Below are 17,316 nucleotides of genomic sequence, written 5' to 3' on the forward strand. Positions count from 1 at the left end.
ATCGGCCCTTTGATGCAGCCATTTCCGGCGAGACTCAGGGGCTGATTCCGGTTAGAGTATCCCGTTTCAAGAACCAGTCCCGGGATTTTTCTGCCAATGTCCGCCATGCCCAATTCCCATGAAGCCCTGATCCGGAACCGTTCCCGATTGAACGGCCGTGTTGCCCTGCTCGGCGCCAGCACCCCGGCGCTGCTGGCGGAGCTTCCATCCGGCGGCATGGCAATGAGTGAGCACGCCGGGCAGGCGGCTGCGCTGGCGACGCAAAATCACTGGCAGGTATGCTTTGGTTATGACGACCCTGAGCTGACGGCGTCAGGCTTTGACACGGTGGTGGTGTTCCTGCCGAAAGCCCGGGCAGAACTGGACCTGAGGCTGTCGCTGGCTCGGTGGCTGGCGGCACCCGGCGCCAGCCTGATCGTTATCGGCGAGAAGAAAGAAGGCATTGCCGGAGCCGTGAAGCAATTCAAGGCAATCGCCCCGGCAGCCACGAAAGTCGATAGCGCCCGGCATTGTCAGGTTTGGGCGGCCTCGGACCTCGCCCCCCTGCCGGATTTTGATCTGGCGGAGTGGATGGCGTGGAACACGGTCAGTCTCGCCGGCTGTTCAATCGATGTGTGCGGGCTACCTGGCATCTTCAGCCAGGGTGAGTTGGATGATGGAACGGCGCTATTGCTCGAAACCCTGGTCAGCTCGCCGCTCAAGGCTGAACGGTTGCTGGATTTTGCCTGTGGAGCAGGCGTGATTGGCGCATGGTATCAGGCCTGGCAGCGCGCGCAGGGGAATGCCCCGAGCATTGTGGATGGCGTGGACGTGCAGTCTCAGGCGGTGATTTGTGCCCGGGCGACCTATGAGCGCACCGGTGCCCAGGGGAACATCATGGCCTCGGATGGTCTGTCACAAGTGGAAGGGTTCTGGCCTGCTATCGTGACCAACCCGCCGTTTCATACCGGCGTGAAAACAGACACGTCGATGACAGAGAATTTCCTGCGCGAGGTCTCTCGCCACCTGAAGTCGCGGGGAGAGCTGAGGTTGGTTGCGAACAGTTTTTTGCCCTACGAATCCCTGATCAAGCGTTTTATTGGTCCGGTGGAGCGTCTTTATGAGGATCGACGTTTTACCGTTTACCGGGCGGTACGACGCTGAGCCGGTGCCTCTTCGTTTCTCGGGACGCTTAACGAAAAAAGCCCCTGGGGTGAGGGGCAAAAGGTTCGCGTCCAAAACAACGGAGCCAACCGGAAAAGGGATGTTGCGTGAACAGGTCCTAATCTAGGGATAATTTCTAGAATAATCAGCCTAGAATGTCGCGATTGTGAAAATCTTCGTTTTGGATGCCTGAAATGACAACTGCAGTGCTCGAATATCCAGAGGGGCGGCTCAGTCTGTCCCGTCCGGGTGGCGACCCGTCACTCCGGGCCTGGGATGCGGCGGATGAATTGTTGCTGGAGGAGGTTTTCCGGCGAGTGGATGCCGGCACTGAACCAAAAGTGCTTGTCGTTGATGATCAGTTTGGTGCCCTGGCTCTCGGCCTTCACCGGTACCAGCCGGACTTTCTCGCCGACAGCGCCACCCTTTTGGAAGCCCTGGCGCACAATGCCCGGATGAATCCCGGGGTATCTGCCAAGGCCACTGTCATGAGCTGGCTCGAGCCGCCAGAGACCAGCTACGACGCGGTTGTCCTGAGAATCCCCCGTCATGCGGATTACCTTGCCTGGCTCCTGCGTTGGGTAAATGGCGTTCTCAAGGATGACGGTCTGTTGTTCGCTGGCGGTATGATCAAGCACCTGCCCGACCGCAGCGTGGAAGTATTTGCCCAGGCCGTGGAGACGGAAATCGTGTGTCCCGCCCGGAAAAAAGCCCGGGTGGTGGTTTGTCGGCGGGGGGCGGCTGGGCTCGACCCCTGGCCGGGGACCTGGAAGGGCTACGGTCCCGACGACCTTGGTTTCACGGTTGCTGCACTGCCGGCGGTGTTTGCCCGGGAGAGGCTGGATATCGGCACACGGTTGTTGTTGCCCCATGTGAAAGCAACTGTGTCCGGTCTGGTATCAAATGCCCGGGTTCTGGACCTGGCCTGTGGCAACGGTGTCGTTGGTTTGAGTGCGTTGGCGGTGCGGCCGGAGATGGCGGTCACTTTCACTGATGTATCGAGCCAGGCCGTGCTCAGTGCTCGTCGTAACGTTTCCGCAGCATTTCCTGACAGTCCGGCAAGCTTCGAGCATGCGGATGGCATCGCCGGCTCCGCCGGGCTGTTCGATCTGATCCTGCTGAATCCACCTTTCCACGAGGGTGGGGTGGTTGGAGATCACGTTGCGCTTCGCCTGTTCGCCCAGGCAGCGAAACACCTTTCTCCCGGTGGTCGGCTTCTCATGGTCGGAAACCGTCATCTTGGCTACCATCGAAGTTTGCGCAGGTTTTTCCCGCAGGTTCGCCAACTGGACGCGAGCCCGAAGTTTGTCGTTCTGGAAGCAGGGCTTCAGTAGCGGGTCTCGTTCAGGGACTCATGGGCGGCTGATCGTAGCCCATGCGAGCGAGGGTATCGACGATGGTTTGGGTCTGGCTGTCGATTTCGATGTTGACCTCATCGCCCTCGGTTGCCTTGCCAAAGGTCGTTGCCCGAAGTGTCTCTGGTATCAGGTGCACGTTAAACCGGTTGCCCTGAACTTCGCCAATGGTAAGGCTGGCACCGTTGATGGCAATGTAGCCTTTGGGGAAAATATAGCGGGTCCACTCGTCGGGAACTTCAAACCAGAGCGTGACGTTATTTTCCGGTCGCAGGATTTCCACAATGGTTGCCGTGGTGTGAATGTGGCCAGACAGAAGGTGACCGCCGATTTCGTCGCCGATCCTTGCCGCCCGCTCGAAGTTTATTTCATCACCGGGTTCAAGCCTGCCGAGCGTGGTCAGCCGCAGGGTTTCCTGCATCGCGTCGAAGTACAGGGCGTTGCCGTCCTGGCGGGTGACAGTCAGGCAGGTGCCATTGATGGCGACTGAGGCCCCGATGGTAACTCCGCCCACCTTGTCGTCCGGCAACCGGATCACGAAGGTGTTCAGCCCGGGGGCCGTGGTGATCTCCTCGACGGTTGCTATGCCTTGAACAATACCTGTGAACATTTTCGGACCTCTTGCCGTAAGTGCCTGGTTACCTGCGGGGTGGGGCCAAGGATAGCGGGCGGTTACGCCATTGCCAAGTTGGTCCGATCGCGACTGCGGTTGTGACGCTGGCTCAAGAATGGCGGTAGACTGTCGATAACCAAATAGAGCCGCACGTTAGGGCTATTTTACCGCCCATTTTCCGGACAGTTGAGTATGGCTGAAAATCAGAGGACCGCACCGCCCGTTACAGACTCTGGCCAAGGGGCCGTATTGCGTCCGGGCCGGGCTGCCGATCCTCTACCATCGACGGTAAAGGATCCCGCCCAGTCTGCTACGCCCCCGGCAATGCCCGCCGGCGCTCCTGCACAGCCTTCTATCAAAGAGACGCCGCCAGTAGAGACCGCTCCCACTGACGACGAGAGTGCCGTCGATTCCGGCGATTCGGGGCACGGTGAGGCGTCGGATGACGGGGTCGAGCAGACAGTGGCCTATTCCAGGCAGCGCCAGCTCAGGCTGATGCTGCGCCAATGCGACCGGATCCTGCTGATGGACTTCGATCAACTGGCCATGACTGACTGGCCGGATAACTATACCCTGGCCGTTGCTCGCAGGCGGCGGGATCTCTGGCTGTTCACTGCGTTGGTGGCGGCCCTCGTATTCCTGAGCGGTCTGACCGGGTTTGTCCCGGCCTGGGTGGCCGGTACCGGCTTTGGTGCGTTCGTTATTATCCTTTTACTGGGTATTCCTTCGGTACGGCGTATCTATGCATCAAGTCCCTCCTATCTGGAGGTAGTGATGAAGCGTCAGCGTATGCTCCGGGATGCGCGAGCCCATGCTGCTCACCTGGAGGCCAGTGACGGCCTGATCTGGCAGTGTGCCCGCATGGCGGATTTCAATCCGGCTCTGAAGAACACCCGTTTCAGCAATTTGCTCCGGTTGTCCGAGCAACGGGTGTTGGCTCGCCGCCTGACACGGCGGGAGCATGTGCGCATGTATCTGATCTATCTGTTAGAGGCCGAAAAGGCCTACGAGCGCGTGCAGAAAGCGTTTTTCGAGGGGAATCAGCAGGCAATTGATCGTGGCTGGCAGGGTGTGGCCGCAGAGCCGGAGCCGAGAACTTGACATAAGTTGACTTCAAACGTATGTTTCAAACAGACGTTTGCTAGAGGCTTTGATAATAAAATGGCGCAGTCTGATACCGTTGACCGGATTCTTGATGCAGCCGAAGAGCTGTTTGCCGACCGAGGTTTTTCGGAGACCTCGCTTCGCATGATCACCAGTAAGGCTAAAGTAAACCTGGCCGCTGTCAATTACCACTTTGGCTCAAAGAATGCGCTCATCCATGCCGTATTCGCCCGTTTCCTGACACCGTTTTCAGCCACGCTGGAAAAAGCCTTTGATGAACTGGAGGACAGGTGTGAAGGGCAGCCGCCGACACTGAACCAGACTCTTTGGGCGTTGACCGAAAGCGCAGTCCGCATGCCGCAGCGCAACGAGAAGGGAATTTCCATCTTCATGCGCCTGCTCGGGCTAGCCTACACCCAGTCCCAGGGTCATTTGAGAAAGTTTCTCGAACAGGAATACGGCGATCCCTTCAGCCGGTTCATGCGCCTGCTTAAGGAAGCAACGCCTCAGTTGTCCGCAGTAGACCGGTACTGGCGTATTCAGTTCATGCTGGGTGCCACCGCCTTTACCATGTCCAGCAGCGACGCCCTCCGGGATATTCTGCAGAACAAATTGGGTGTGGAAACCACGGTGCAGGAAATTGCAGCCCGACTGGTGCCGTTCCTCGCTGCGGGCATGCAAGCCGAAGACACGATGCTGATCCCTCCCTCCGGAAGCAAGGTCTCGGTTGCCTGAGTTCTGTGCAGTCGGTTAGGCTTCCTTCTGGCACCAGCCCGAAGGGAGCTTAACCGGTTTGAGTTTCGACAGTACTACCGCCCCGCAAATCCATATCAGTCTGGATCGTCAGGTCCTGACCCTGGTCAATCGTACCGGCAAGCTGCTGGCCGAGTATCCGATCTCAACAGCCGTTAACGGCCCCGGTGAGCAGGACGGCAGCGGTTGCACGCCCCGTGGTGAACACTACATTCGCGCCAAGATCGGCGACAACCAGCCCATCTACACAGTATTCCGTGGCCGTCGGCCCACAGGTGAAATCCATTCCCCGGAACTGGCTGGCCAGAATCCGGGTCGGGACTGGATTCTGAGCCGAATCCTCTGGCTCTGCGGTCGCGAATCCGGTAAAAACCGCGGCCCCGGGGTCGATACTTTCCGCCGCTTCATATACATTCACGGCACGCCGGAGACCGAGCCCATGGGCGTACCCATGTCTCACGGCTGCGTTCGAATGCGCAATGTCCATGTCATTGACCTGTTTGAACGGGTAAGTGTCGGCACCACCGTTATCATCTATTAAGCCAGATTGAGCAGAGGGATCCGATGATCGGAGACGTAACAGCCATGGTTAACGGCTGGATTCAGAGTTTTGATCTGCTGTCCCAGGGTTGGCGTGTAGGGATTGTGGTTTTCGGGCTGGTCTTTGGCACGGCGACCGTCGCCTACATCGTCAGCCAGATAATCGGGGCATTGGAACACAAGTTCAGCAACACGAAGAACCTCTGGGACGATGCGGTTCTCCACGCCGCCCGCAAGCCCGCGGTGGCCTTCGTCTGGTTGCAGGGCGTTTACTGGGCGGCGGAAGTTGCTCACCGCTACTCGGACGCTCAGATCTTCAAGGCCAACGAGACGATCGTTGAGGTGGGCTTTATCTGGGTTTTCGTCTGGACGCTGCTCCGGCTCATCAAGGAGGGCGAGAAAATCCTGGTCTCCCCCCTGAAAATGAAAACGCCGATGGATTACACGACGGTGAATGCGGTGAGCAAGCTGTCTCGGGCCGTTGTTATCATCACCGCTGTACTGATCGCCATGCAGACCCTTGGCTACAGTGTCTCCGGGGTATTGGCATTCGGCGGCCTCGGCGGTGTTGCGGTCGGCTTTGCTGCCAAGGACCTGTTGGCGAACTTCTTCGGGGGGTTCATTATTCACCTCGATCGCCCTTTCAAGGTCGGCGACTGGGTCCGGTCTCCGGACCGGAACATTGAGGGGACCGTAGAGCACATCGGCTGGCGCCTGACGACGGTCCGAACGTTCGACCAGAGACCGCTGTATGTCCCCAATGCTGCGTTTACCACCATTGCCGTGGAAAACCCCTCCAGAATGAGCAATCGCCGTATCAGTGAAACTATTGGCATCCGCTACGCGGATGTCAGTCAGATGGCCGATATTGTCCGGGACATCAGGTCCATGCTGGAGAACAACGAAGAAATCGATACCAAGCAGACATTGATTGTGAACTTTGTGGCCTTCAACGCCTCTTCTCTGGATATCATGGTTTACACCTTCACCAAAACCACCCAGTGGGTCCATTTCCACGAGGTGAAGCAGAGCGTCCTGCTCAAGATCAGCGAGATTATCGAGGGGTACGGTGCCGAGGTGGCATTCCCGACACGGACCTTGCATTTGCCGGAGGGCGTCCGGTTGGCGGGGGCCAAAGAGGGCAATGACGACGGAGGCGACGACCAGGCTGAGAATAATGAGCCGGTGGCGCAGCGCAAAGCATCTGGGCGGTCACGCCAGACAGCGCGAGTCGGCGATCAGGAAGAAGCGGGAGACGCAGAATGAGCAAGGCAGCGGAGCAGTATCCTGTCGGGATCATTGGTGGCACCGGACTGACCACTCTCTCGGGGCTGGAGATCACCGGAGAGCGGCCCGTGGAAACGGTCTGGGGAGCCCCTTCGGCGCCCCTGGTTGAAGGCTCTCTGGGCGATCAGCCCGTGGTGTTTCTCTCCCGACACGGCAACCCGCACCGGATTCCGCCGCATCAGGTGAACTATCGCGCCAATCTGCAAGCGCTCTACGAAGCGGGCGTTCGCACCGTGGTGGGCGTGAATGCCGTTGGCGGTATTCATCCGGATATGGGGCCCGCGCACGTCGTGATTCCCGATCAGATCATCGACTATACCTGGGGTCGCCCGAGTACCTTCTTCGAGGGTGACCTTGAGGAAGTGACCCACATTGATTTCACCTGGCCCTACGATGCGGACGCACGCGAGACTCTGGTCGCGGCGGCGGCCTCGCTGGGTGTGTCATTCTCGGACTTTGGTGTGTATGGCGCAACGCAGGGGCCGCGGCTGGAGACGGCTGCTGAAATTCGACGAATGGAGCGTGATGGCTGCGACCTCGTGGGCATGACAGGAATGCCTGAGGCCGTTCTGGCAGCGGAGTTGGGGATGCGTTATGTCTGTCTGGGCCTGGTGGTGAACTGGGCCGCGGGCAAATCCGACCACATCATCACCATGGCCGAGATCGAAGAGGCCATCGACAAGGGCATGTCCAGCGTCAAGGGCATGCTTGAGATGTCGATGGCCGGCCTTGGAAAGCTTACTCCGACGCCTCAATCTTTTTAAAGAACACCAGCACGCCGATCGTGGGGGAGTCCAGGAAATGGATTTCCTCACTGCGCATGCGCCGGGTTTCCCGAATCCAGGTCAGCAATTCCACCGGTGGCGCCGACACGGTTGATTGCACGTCTCCCCCGGTTGCCAGTGATCCCAGATCGCTGCTTCCTGCACCGGTTCCATTGACGGTCCCGGCTGCTGGATCCGCTTGATTTCCTTCATCGGGTAGGGCTGACACGGACTGTGGTGCGTCGTTCTTTGAAAGTTGCCAGTGATTCAGATGCACACCCACATGCAGGTAGCGCTGGCGATCAATGGTGATGGTTCCTTCGATCTCACGGGTATTGGCTCCGTCCAGCCAGTCTCCGACAGCCACCCGCAGCGGCTGGCCCTCGTAGTCCGGGGGGAAAGCCTCGTACCAACCCGCTTCTACCAGTACCCGGTAACGACCACTGCGTTCGAGTCGCTGGGCAGCGCCGTGCAGGTACAACTCGCCTTTGGGTGCCAGGTCCAGTGAGGTTTCTGCTGTGCCATCCAGGCCTACCGCTCGGAGGATCTCTTCTGTGTCAGGTGTTGGCTCGACCTTCCGGTCGGCCATTCGCTCATTGACCGCTTCGGGTTGGACGATGCGTTCAAGAACCACCAGTTCCGCCCGATAGTAGTCGTCGGGGATGGTGCCAGTGTTGGTGCCCGCCTCCTGCGACTGTGCCGTCAGCGAAAATGTCAGCAGCAGGGCCGTGATTACTGTGCGTGCCGCAGAGCGGGCGCCGCAATTACCGTCATTCTGCAAGGGTATTACTCCAAGTGTGAATCGGGCGTTCATGAGGCGTTTGCAGCCGTTTTCGCGGGTGCCAGTTCGCCAAGCATTTCGGAAATGCCGTCGAGTTTACCACCGGTGGACGCGTCCTTCAGCCGAAAACGGAAGCTGTTGGCCCCTTCCAGTCGGTACTGGTCCGGTGAGGATTGCACTTTTTTAACCAGAACCAACGGGTCAACGGGCGTCGATCCGCCAAACTCGAGCCTTGCCCACTCCTTGCCGGCATCGACCTGCACAATGCCAAGCCCTTCGGCCTGCAGTCGCAACTCGGTCTGACGCATCAGGTTCTTGGTAGGTTCCGGTAACAATCCGAAGCGGTCAATCATCTCAACCTGAAGTTCTTTTAATGCTGCTTTGTTGTCGACGCTGGCAATACGCTTGTACAGCATCAGCCGGTTATGGACATCAGGCAGGTAGTCTTCGGGAACCAGCGCCGGAATCCGCAGGTTCATTTCCGTGCCGTGACTCAGTGGCAGGTCCGCATTCGGGGTCCGACCTTCACGGATGGCCTTCACCGCCTCGTCCAGCAGTTGCATGTAGAGCGTAAATCCGATGCTTTCAATCTGCCCGCTTTGCTCCTCGCCCAGCAGTTCCCCCGCGCCCCGGATCTCCAGATCATGGGTAGCGAGCATAAAGCCTGCGCCCAGGTCCTGGGATTCGGCAATGGCGTCCAGCCGCTTTTTCGCATCGGAGCTGATGGATCTCGGTGGAGGTGTCAGCAGGTAGGCGTAAGCCTGGTGGTGGGATCTGCCAACCCGGCCCCGGAGTTGATGCAGTTGGGCGAGGCCAAACTTGTCCGCGCGCTCGATGATGATGGTGTTGGCACTGGGGATGTCGATGCCGGTCTCGATGATGGTGCTGCACACCAGCACATTAAAGCGCTTGTGGTAGAAGTCCGACATGATCTGTTCGAGCACCCGCTCCCGCAGCTGGCCGTGGGCCACACCGACGCGGGCCTCGGGTATCAGACGACGCAGATCCTCAGCGGTCTTTTCGATGGTAGCAACATCGTTATGCAGGAAGTACACCTGACCGCCCCGGAGGATCTCCCGCAGGATGGCTTCCTTGACCATGGCGTCGTCCCGCTGGCGGACGAAGGTCTTCACTGACAGGCGTCGGGCCGGCGGGGTGGCAATGATCGACAGGTCCCGCAGGTGCCCCATGGCCATGTTCAGGGTGCGCGGGATTGGCGTGGCGGTCAGGGCCAGCATGTCGACTTCTGCCCGCAATGCTTTCAGTTTTTCTTTTTGCTGAACACCGAACCGGTGCTCCTCGTCGATAATCACCAGGCCGAGATTCTTGAACCTGACATCGCCCTGCAGCAGTTTGTGGGTGCCGATGACGATGTCCGCTTTGCCCGCTTCAATGGCCTCCAGAGCCTTGCTGGTCTGGCCGGAGCTGCGAAAACGACTGAGCAGCTCGACGTTGACGGCGGTATCGGAGAACCGGTCTCGGAATGACTCGTAGTGCTGCTGGGCCAGCAGTGTTGTCGGGACCAGTACAGCTACCTGCTTGCCGGAATAGGTGGCCATGAAGGCTGCCCGCATAGCGACCTCGGTCTTGCCGAAGCCAACGTCGCCGCACACCAGCCGGTCCATCGGGCGTTCGCTGGTCATGTCCTCGAAGACCGCCTGGATTGCGACTTCCTGGTCGGGCGTTTCCTCGAACGGGAAGTCCGCTGCAAAGGCCCGGTATGCCTCTTTCGGATCGTCAAAGCTGAAGCCCTTGCGGGCCTCGCGACGGGCGTAGACATCAAGAAGTTCCGCCGCGGTATCGCGAATTTTCTCCAGTGCTTTCTGTTTGGCGTGACTCCAGCGCTCGTTTCCAAGCTTGTGCAGTGGCGCATGGTCGGTATCGTTTCCGGCATAGCGGGAGATCAGGTGAAGGCTGGAGACCGGCACATAGAGGTTCGAGCCGCCGGCGTATTCCAGCTTCAGGAATTCGTTGGACTCGCCCTCGACGGTGATGGTCTCAAGGCCCTGGTACCGGCCAACGCCATGATCAATGTGCACCACCGGGGCACCAATTCGCAGTTCAGACAGATCCCGATACCCGGCGTCGTCCGCTTCGGTCGGTTTCTGCCGGCGCCGGCGCTGAAGAACCCGCTCGCCGAACAGGGCGGTCTCGGTAATCAGGGCAATGTGCCGTTCCGGAAGTGCCAGGCCTTGTTCCATCGGGGCAATGGTGATGCCCAGCGTGCACTGTTCGTCGTCCAGGAACGCCTGCCAGTTTTCACGGGTAACGGGCTTGAGCTGGTGGTCGCCGAGATTCTCAATCAGCGCTTCGCGGCGTCCTGATGATTCCGCACAGATCAGCACGCGGCCGGTGAACTCATTCAGGTAGCGTTTGAGTCGGCCCGCAGGGTCTGCCGCCCGTCCGTCCATGGCAACGTCCGGAAGACGTTCACTGGCGCAGTTTTCAGCGCCTGCGCCGGTTGCCGGCTCTTCCTGGGTAGTGACCCTTGGGAAGGCTTTCAGGTGGCCAAAGAGTTCATCCTGCTGCAGGAACAGGCGGGTCGGCGGCAGGATCGGCCGCATCCGGTCGTGGCGTCGGTCCTCATAGCGGTTGCGGGTTTCGGAGTCGAAGAGGCTAACCGCTTCGTTCAGGCTCTCGGCCGTAAAGACCTGGGTCTTGCCGGGCAGGTAGTCAAACAAGGTCGCCGTATCGTCGAAAAACAGCGGCAGGTAGTACTCGATACCCGGTGGTGTGATGGCGTTCGATACGTCTTTGTAGATGGGCGCATCTTTGTCGGCATCGGGAAACTGCTCAAACCAGCGGTTACGGAAGCCGGAACGGGCCTCCTTGTGCCACGGAAACTCGAAGGCCGGCAGCAGTTCTATTTGCTCGATTCGGTCGATGGACCTTTGGGTTTCCGGATCGAAAGTGCGCAGGGTTTCAATTTCGTCATCAAACAGGTCGATGCGATAGGGCAGGTTGGAGCCCATCGGATAGATGTCGAGAATTGCGCCTCGGACCGCATATTCGCCGTGCTCATAGACGTTCTCCGCATGGCGATAGCCGGCGGCTTCGAGTTGCAGGCGCCAGGTGTCGATATCCAGCGACTGGCCCACCTCGAGCAGTAAGGTGTTGCCCTGCAGGTAATTGACCGGCGGCAGTCTGTGCATCAGGGTCCGAGCCGGCACAACGAGCACGCCGTGACGGGTGGACGGCAGGCGGTGCAGGGTGCGAATGCGCCGCGAGGTGATGTCCTGATGAGGCGAGAACAGGTCGTAGGGCAGGGTTTCCCAATCGGGCAGCGACAGCAATTCCAGGCCGTCCCCGGTGATGGCAGCGCCTTCCTCGTCGGCCGGCAGGCCCAGGAAGAATCGCATTGCCTGCTCAAGTCGGATGGCATCGCTGGTGCTGCGAGTAATGACAAGCGTCAGTCCTCGGTGGGCACGGGCACTTTCGCAAATAGCCAAGGCGTCGCTGCTGCCATACAATTGTCCCCACGTACGGTGATCTGAGGGTTTATCCGGAAAGGCCGGAGCAATCAGCGCTTGGGGTGTTCTTGGTGTGGATGCACCTTGGCTCATGGGCAGTCAAGTTCTCCTGCTTTGGGTGACCGGGAGACGGCGAGGCGCGTATTCTAACGCCCGCGCGAAGTGGTGTCATGGTTGCGATGCCGGCCACGGGTTTCGGTTTTGGCGCTCGGCAGGTTGCTGTCGGTTGTGTTTACGAAGGTGTAATTAGTCCGTATTTGCCGTTCCGGTGTTTAAGTTGGATAATGTGCGCCCAAATTTCTTACCAGTGCTATACAGAGGTCCCAGCCGTGAGTCACGAACAGATCAATCAGCACCTGTCTAACTGGACGGAAAGAGAGTCTACTGCGGAAACCATGATTCCGTTGATTGGCCGTCTCTACCGCAAGAATAACGTGGTCACGTCCGTTTATGGTCGCGCCATTATCAACCAGTCCGTGATCGATATCATCCGTGCCCATCGCTTTGTTCGCCAGGTCGAAGACAGTGAGCTGTCCGTTCATGACACCCTGCCTATCCTGCAGGCCATGGATACCCTGGAACTGGGTCGTGCGCACGTTGATATTGGCAAGCTGGCGGTCAAGTTCAAAGAGGAGGGCGGCGATCTCGTCGAGTTCCTCAAGCGCGAAATCGGTCCGGTTGTAGGTCAGTACGCGGCCCAGTCCGAAGAAGACGCGAACAATGACACCAAGGACGTGGTGCTGTACGGCTTTGGGCGTATCGGCCGTCTGCTCGCCCGGATCCTGATCGAGAAGGCCGGCGGTGGCAACAATCTGCGTCTGCGGGCCATCGTGGTACGCAATGGTGGCGCCGAGAACGACCTGGAGAAGCGTGCCAGCCTCCTGCGCCGCGACTCTGTGCATGGGCCTTTTGATGGCACCATTACCGTCAACGAAGAAGAGTCGGCGCTGATCGCCAACGGCAACTACATCAAAGTGATCTACTCTGACGGTCCGGACAAGGTGGATTACACTCAGTATGGCATCAACAACGCCATCGTTATCGACAACACGGGCAAATGGCGCGACGAGGCCGGCCTGGGGCTGCACCTGAAGTCCAAAGGTGTGAGTCGGGTCATTCTGACCGCGCCGGGCAAGGGCGATATCAAGAACATCGTCTATGGCATCAACAACGACTGGATCACCGACGACGACAAGATTCTTTCCGCGGCGTCCTGCACGACCAACGCCATTACCCCGGTACTGAAGGCGATTGACGACGAATACGGTATTGAGGACGGCCACGTTGAGACGGTTCACTCCTACACCAACGACCAGAACCTCATCGATAACTACCACAAGGGCAGCCGTCGCGGCCGCAGTGCGCCCCTGAACATGGTTATCACCGAAACCGGCGCCGCCAAGGCGGTTGCCAAGGCGCTGCCCGAGCTCAAGGGCAAGCTGACCGGCAACGCGATCCGGGTTCCGACCCCGAACGTTTCCATGGCGATCCTCAACCTCAACCTGAAGAAGGATGTCGACGTTGAGGGTGTGAACGAGTACCTGCGCGACATGGCGCTGCATTCAGAGCTGCAGAAGCAAATTGACTTCGTGAACTCTCCGGAAGTGGTCTCCACCGACTTCGTCGGTTCCCGTCATGCGGGTGTGGTTGATGCCCAGGCGACCATCGCCGGTGGCAAGCGTCTCATCCTGTACGTATGGTACGACAACGAATTCGGTTATAGCGCCCAGGTCGTCCGTGTCGTGAACCAGATGGCGGGTGTGACTTACCCGATCTTCCCGAAACGTGCACGCGACTGATCGAAACGCGCTTTAGTTAGTGCGTAACGTCTGCAAAAACCCCGGTAACGAAAGTTGCCGGGGTTTTTGTTTGTGGAAACTGTGGCCTGCGGGGGTTTACGTTCGGGCACAAACCCGTTCCGGTTTCTGGTGGAAATAGGTTTCCTTAATCTCTATAATTGGCGCGATTTTGGGTATGTCTGGCACCCAGTTTCTCATCTTTTCCTGCATCGAAAGTCGGGCCGCTTTCAGGCGGTAACCGCTTTCGTTACTTTGGGGCGACCGTCTGGTGCAAACCGGAGAGGAAACCTGGGTCGCAGGGGCCGGGCGTTACTAATCCATAGAATAGTTTCTGATGATTGGATGAGGCTAATGATCAAGATCAAGAAAGGCCTGGATCTTCCCATCAGCGGCGCTCCCGAACAGACCATTACAGAGGGCAAACCCGTTCGCCACGTGGCGTTGATCGGTTTTGACTACAACGGCATGAAGCCGACGATGGCTGTGAAAGAAGGGGACCGCGTCAAGCGCGGCACGCTGCTGTTCACGGACAAGAAGACCGAAGGCGTTCGTTATACATCACCCGCTGCCGGCGTGGTGAAAGAAATCAACCGCGGTGAGCGTCGCGTGTTTCAGTCGGTTGTCATTGAAATCGATGGTGACGAGGCTGAGACCTTTGCCCGATACAACGACGCTGATCTTGCCGGTCTGGAGCGCCAGCAGGTAGTCGACAACCTGGTAGAATCCGGTCTGTGGACTGCGTTCAAGACCCGCCCCTACAGCAAAGTCCCTGTTATCGACAGCGCTCCCCATTCCATTTTCGTGTCGGTGATGGACACCAATCCGCTGGCTGCGGACCCGACCGTCATCATCGGTGAGAACAGCAAGGCGTTCGAGCAGGGGCTGACGATTCTGTCCAAGCTGACCGCAGGCAAGGTGTTCGTGACCGGTAAACCCGGTTCCGATGTCGCTGTTCCCAAGGCCGATAACATTGAAGTGCACCAGTTCGATGGTGTGCATCCGGCGGGGAACGTCGGCACCCACATTCATCACCTGGATCCGGTGTCCGGCAGCAAGACTGTCTGGTCCATCAATTACCAGGACGTGATCGACATCGCCAAGCTGTTCGAGACCGGTGAAGTGCCGGTTGAGCGCATTGTTGCCATTGCTGGCCCGAAGGCGCAAAAGCCGCGTCTGGTTCGCACCCGTCTCGGCGCCAGCCTGCCAGAACTGCTGGATGGCGAAGTTGCCACCGACTGCGAAGTCCGCGCTATCTCCGGTTCTGTCTTCGGCGGTCGCCGGGGGGACGGTCCCTGTGCATACCTGGGGCGCTTTGCCAACCAGGTGTCGGTGCTGGAAGAGGGCACCAAGCGTGAATTCATGGGCTGGCTCTCTCCGGGTCCCAACAAGTTCTCGGTGCTCAACATCTATCTGTCCAAGCTGACTGGCGGCAAACTGTTCAATTTCACCACCACCACCAACGGCAGCGAGCGCGCCATGGTGCCGGTTGGTGCCTATGAACAGATCATGCCTCTGGACATCCTCCCGACCCAGCTGCTCCGTTCGCTGATTGTTGGCGATACCGAAATGGCGCAGAAGCTCGGTGCCCTGGAGCTGGATGAAGAGGATCTGGCGCTGTGCACCTTCGTGTGCCCGGGTAAATATGAATACGGTCCGATTCTCCGCGAGAATCTGACCCGAATCGAGATCGAGGGCTAATACGATGGCTATCAGACAGTTTCTCGATGGAATCGAGCATCATTTTGAAAAAGGTGGCAAGTACGAGCGCTGGTATGCCTTGTACGAGGCCGTTGATACCATCTTCTACACACCGGGCAAGGTGACATCCACCACGGCCCACGTGCGCGACGGTGTTGACCTCAAGCGCATTATGATCACGGTGTGGTTGTGTACCTTCCCGGCGATGTTCTTCGGTATGTGGAACATCGGTTTTCAGGCCAACAGCTTCCTGGCGTCCAATCCGGATGCACTGGTTGGCGACGGCGGCCTGCGTACAGCCTTTATTCAGGCTCTGGCGGTCACAGGAGCCGGAGCGGGCCTCTGGGACAACTTCGTTTATGGTATGGCCTATTTCGTGCCTATCTACTTTGTGACGTTTGTTGTCGGTGGCTTCTGGGAGGTGCTGTTTGCCACCGTGCGTCGCCACGAGGTCAACGAAGGCTTTTTTGTCACATCGGTCCTGTTCGCGCTGATCTGCCCGCCCACCATTCCTTTGTGGCAGGTGGCCCTGGGTATTACCTTCGGTGTAGTGATTGGCAAGGAAGTTTTCGGCGGTACCGGCAAGAACTTCCTGAACCCGGCGCTGACCGGTCGTGCGTTCCTGTACTTCGCCTATCCTGCTCAGATTTCCGGTGATACCGTCTGGACTGCGGTTGACGGTTTCAGTGGTGCGACAGCATTGAGCTGGGCTGCCAGTGGTGGCCTGGACGCGCTGAAAGAGCAGATTGGCTGGATGCACGCGTTCATGGGCACCATTCAGGGCTCCATGGGTGAAACCTCCACGCTGGCGGTGCTGATCGGCGGTATCATCCTGTTGGTTATGAAAATTGCCAGCTACCGCATCGTTGGGGGTGTGCTGATTGGCATGATAGCGACCTCCCTTCTGTTCAACCTGGTCGGTTCGGACACTAACCCGATGTTTGCCATTCCGGCGCACTGGCACCTTGTCATGGGCGGCTTTGCCTTTGGCATGATGTTCATGGCCACCGATCCGGTCTCAGCGGCGATGACCAACACCGGCCGCTGGTGTTTCGGCATTCTGGTTGGCGTGATGACTGTGCTCATCCGTGTAGTTAACCCGGCGTTCCCGGAAGGCATCATGCTCGCCATCCTGTTCGCCAACCTGTTCGCGCCGCTGATGGATCACTACGTGGTTCAGGCCAACATCAAACGGAGGCTTGCTCGTGGCTAAAGCTAAAGAAACCGTCTCCAGAACGCTGATCGTTGCTCTGGTGTTGAGTATCGTGTTCTCCGTTGTGGTGTCCACCGCAGCGGTAATGCTCAAGCCGGCCCAGATCCAGAACCAGAACCTGGACATCAAGACCAACATCCTGTCGTCGGCCGGTATGCTGCCGCAGGGGTCGAGTGCACAGGAAATCGAAGAGCTGTTCGAGCGTTTCGAGGTTCGTCTGGTTGACCTGGATACCGGTGAGTACGTCGAACCGTCAGTGGTCGGCGTCAAGGACCCGATGAAGTACGACATGTACAAGGCCGCCTCGGATCCGGAGCTGTCCACGGACATCCCCTCCTCCGAAGATAAGGCCGGCATCAAGCGTCGCCCGAACATCGCCAAGGTCTATACCATGAGTGAAGATGGTAAGGTGACTCGTGTGGTGCTACCGATTCACGGTTACGGCCTGTGGTCTACCCTGTATGGTTTCATCTCGCTGGAAGGTGACCTGAATACTGTTGAAGGCCTGGGCTTCTATGCCCACGCGGAGACACCGGGTCTGGGTGGTGAAGTCGACAACCCACGCTGGAAAAAGCAGTGGGTAGGCAAGGAAGTCTATGATGGCGAGCTGACCGAGCCCCAGATTCGTCTGGTCAAAGGCGGCGTCAGCGCGGATGCAGCGGACAAAGAGCACAAGGTCGATGCACTCTCCGGTGCGACCCTGACCAGCCGTGGTGTTCAGCAGCTGGTTAACTACTGGATGAGTGACCGGGGCTATGCGCCGTTCCTGCAAAAACTTCGTGAAGGGGAGGTCTGA

General features: G+C 58.7%; 14 protein-coding genes. 11 read left to right on the plus strand and 3 right to left on the minus strand.

Annotation, left to right across the window (positions count from 1 at the left end; all coding sequences use genetic code 11):
• Positions 1-96 precede the first annotated feature (96 nt).
• Positions 97-1,143 carry a methyltransferase gene (locus QQF73_RS07235; protein WP_285367758.1) on the plus strand — a complete coding sequence of 349 codons (1,047 nt, stop codon included), beginning with the start codon at positions 97-99 and terminating at the stop codon, positions 1,141-1,143.
• A gap of 194 nt (positions 1,144-1,337) precedes the next feature.
• Complete coding sequence (locus QQF73_RS07240) at positions 1,338-2,477, plus strand: class I SAM-dependent methyltransferase (RefSeq protein WP_285367760.1); 1,140 nt, start codon at positions 1,338-1,340, stop codon at positions 2,475-2,477.
• A 10-nt stretch (positions 2,478-2,487) separates the two neighbouring features.
• Here QQF73_RS07240 and QQF73_RS07245 read toward each other — a convergent pair whose 3' ends face one another.
• On the minus strand, positions 2,488-3,108 hold the full coding sequence (locus tag QQF73_RS07245; protein WP_285367762.1) for a riboflavin synthase subunit alpha: 621 nt from the start codon (positions 3,106-3,108) through the stop codon (positions 2,488-2,490).
• A 195-nt stretch (positions 3,109-3,303) separates the two neighbouring features.
• On the opposite strand from QQF73_RS07245, the gene QQF73_RS07250 reads away from it, so the two are divergent.
• The 5 genes from QQF73_RS07250 to QQF73_RS07270 are packed head-to-tail and all read left to right on the plus strand — an operon-like array spanning position 3,304 to position 7,559.
• Positions 3,304-4,212: a hypothetical protein gene (locus tag QQF73_RS07250; RefSeq protein ID WP_285367763.1), complete on the plus strand. Its 909-nt coding sequence runs from the start codon at positions 3,304-3,306 to the stop codon at positions 4,210-4,212.
• 60 nt (positions 4,213-4,272) lie between these two features.
• A complete protein-coding gene (locus tag QQF73_RS07255) occupies positions 4,273-4,950 on the plus strand; it encodes a TetR/AcrR family transcriptional regulator (protein WP_219866147.1) in 678 nt (225 codons plus the stop codon).
• Positions 4,951-5,008: 58 nt separating this feature from the next.
• The gene (locus QQF73_RS07260) at positions 5,009-5,509 is read left to right on the plus strand and encodes a L,D-transpeptidase (RefSeq protein WP_219866146.1); all 501 of its coding nucleotides are present in this window, start codon (positions 5,009-5,011) and stop codon (positions 5,507-5,509) included.
• Positions 5,510-5,532: 23 nt separating this feature from the next.
• Complete coding sequence (locus QQF73_RS07265; protein ID WP_219866145.1) at positions 5,533-6,774, plus strand: mechanosensitive ion channel family protein; 1,242 nt, start codon at positions 5,533-5,535, stop codon at positions 6,772-6,774.
• Positions 6,771-7,559, plus strand: coding sequence for an S-methyl-5'-thioinosine phosphorylase (locus QQF73_RS07270; RefSeq protein ID WP_285367764.1), 789 nt, complete (start codon positions 6,771-6,773; stop codon positions 7,557-7,559). Before QQF73_RS07265 ends, QQF73_RS07270 begins: the two co-directional genes overlap by 4 nt.
• Here the strand turns inward: QQF73_RS07270 and QQF73_RS07275 are convergent.
• Both QQF73_RS07275 and mfd read right to left on the minus strand, forming a co-directional pair.
• Positions 7,534-8,340 carry a CsiV family protein gene (locus QQF73_RS07275; RefSeq protein WP_228743310.1) on the minus strand — a complete coding sequence of 269 codons (807 nt, stop codon included), beginning with the start codon at positions 8,338-8,340 and terminating at the stop codon, positions 7,534-7,536. The genes QQF73_RS07270 and QQF73_RS07275 overlap by 26 nt on opposite strands.
• 29 nt (positions 8,341-8,369) lie before the next feature.
• Complete coding sequence (gene mfd, locus QQF73_RS07280; protein WP_219866142.1) at positions 8,370-11,903, minus strand: transcription-repair coupling factor; 3,534 nt, start codon at positions 11,901-11,903, stop codon at positions 8,370-8,372.
• Positions 11,904-12,139: 236 nt separating this feature from the next.
• Here mfd and QQF73_RS07285 point away from each other — a divergent pair, with 236 nt between their 5' ends.
• The 4 genes from QQF73_RS07285 to QQF73_RS07300 all read left to right on the plus strand — a co-directional run bounded on the left by QQF73_RS07285 (position 12,140) and on the right by QQF73_RS07300 (position 17,316).
• Entirely contained in the window at positions 12,140-13,609 is a 1,470-nt protein-coding gene (locus QQF73_RS07285) for a glyceraldehyde-3-phosphate dehydrogenase (RefSeq protein ID WP_219866141.1), read from the plus strand.
• 351 nt (positions 13,610-13,960) lie between these two features.
• Entirely contained in the window at positions 13,961-15,307 is a 1,347-nt protein-coding gene (locus tag QQF73_RS07290) for a Na(+)-translocating NADH-quinone reductase subunit A (RefSeq protein ID WP_219866140.1), read from the plus strand.
• Between the two features lie 4 nt (positions 15,308-15,311).
• The gene (locus QQF73_RS07295; RefSeq protein ID WP_219866139.1) at positions 15,312-16,520 is read left to right on the plus strand and encodes an NADH:ubiquinone reductase (Na(+)-transporting) subunit B; all 1,209 of its coding nucleotides are present in this window, start codon (positions 15,312-15,314) and stop codon (positions 16,518-16,520) included.
• Positions 16,513-17,316: a Na(+)-translocating NADH-quinone reductase subunit C gene (locus QQF73_RS07300; RefSeq protein WP_219866138.1), complete on the plus strand. Its 804-nt coding sequence runs from the start codon at positions 16,513-16,515 to the stop codon at positions 17,314-17,316. Before QQF73_RS07295 ends, QQF73_RS07300 begins: the two co-directional genes overlap by 8 nt.

The sequence above is a fragment of the Marinobacter albus genome (assembly GCF_030238305.1).
GTDB classification, from domain to species: domain Bacteria; phylum Pseudomonadota; class Gammaproteobacteria; order Pseudomonadales; family Oleiphilaceae; genus Marinobacter; species Marinobacter albus.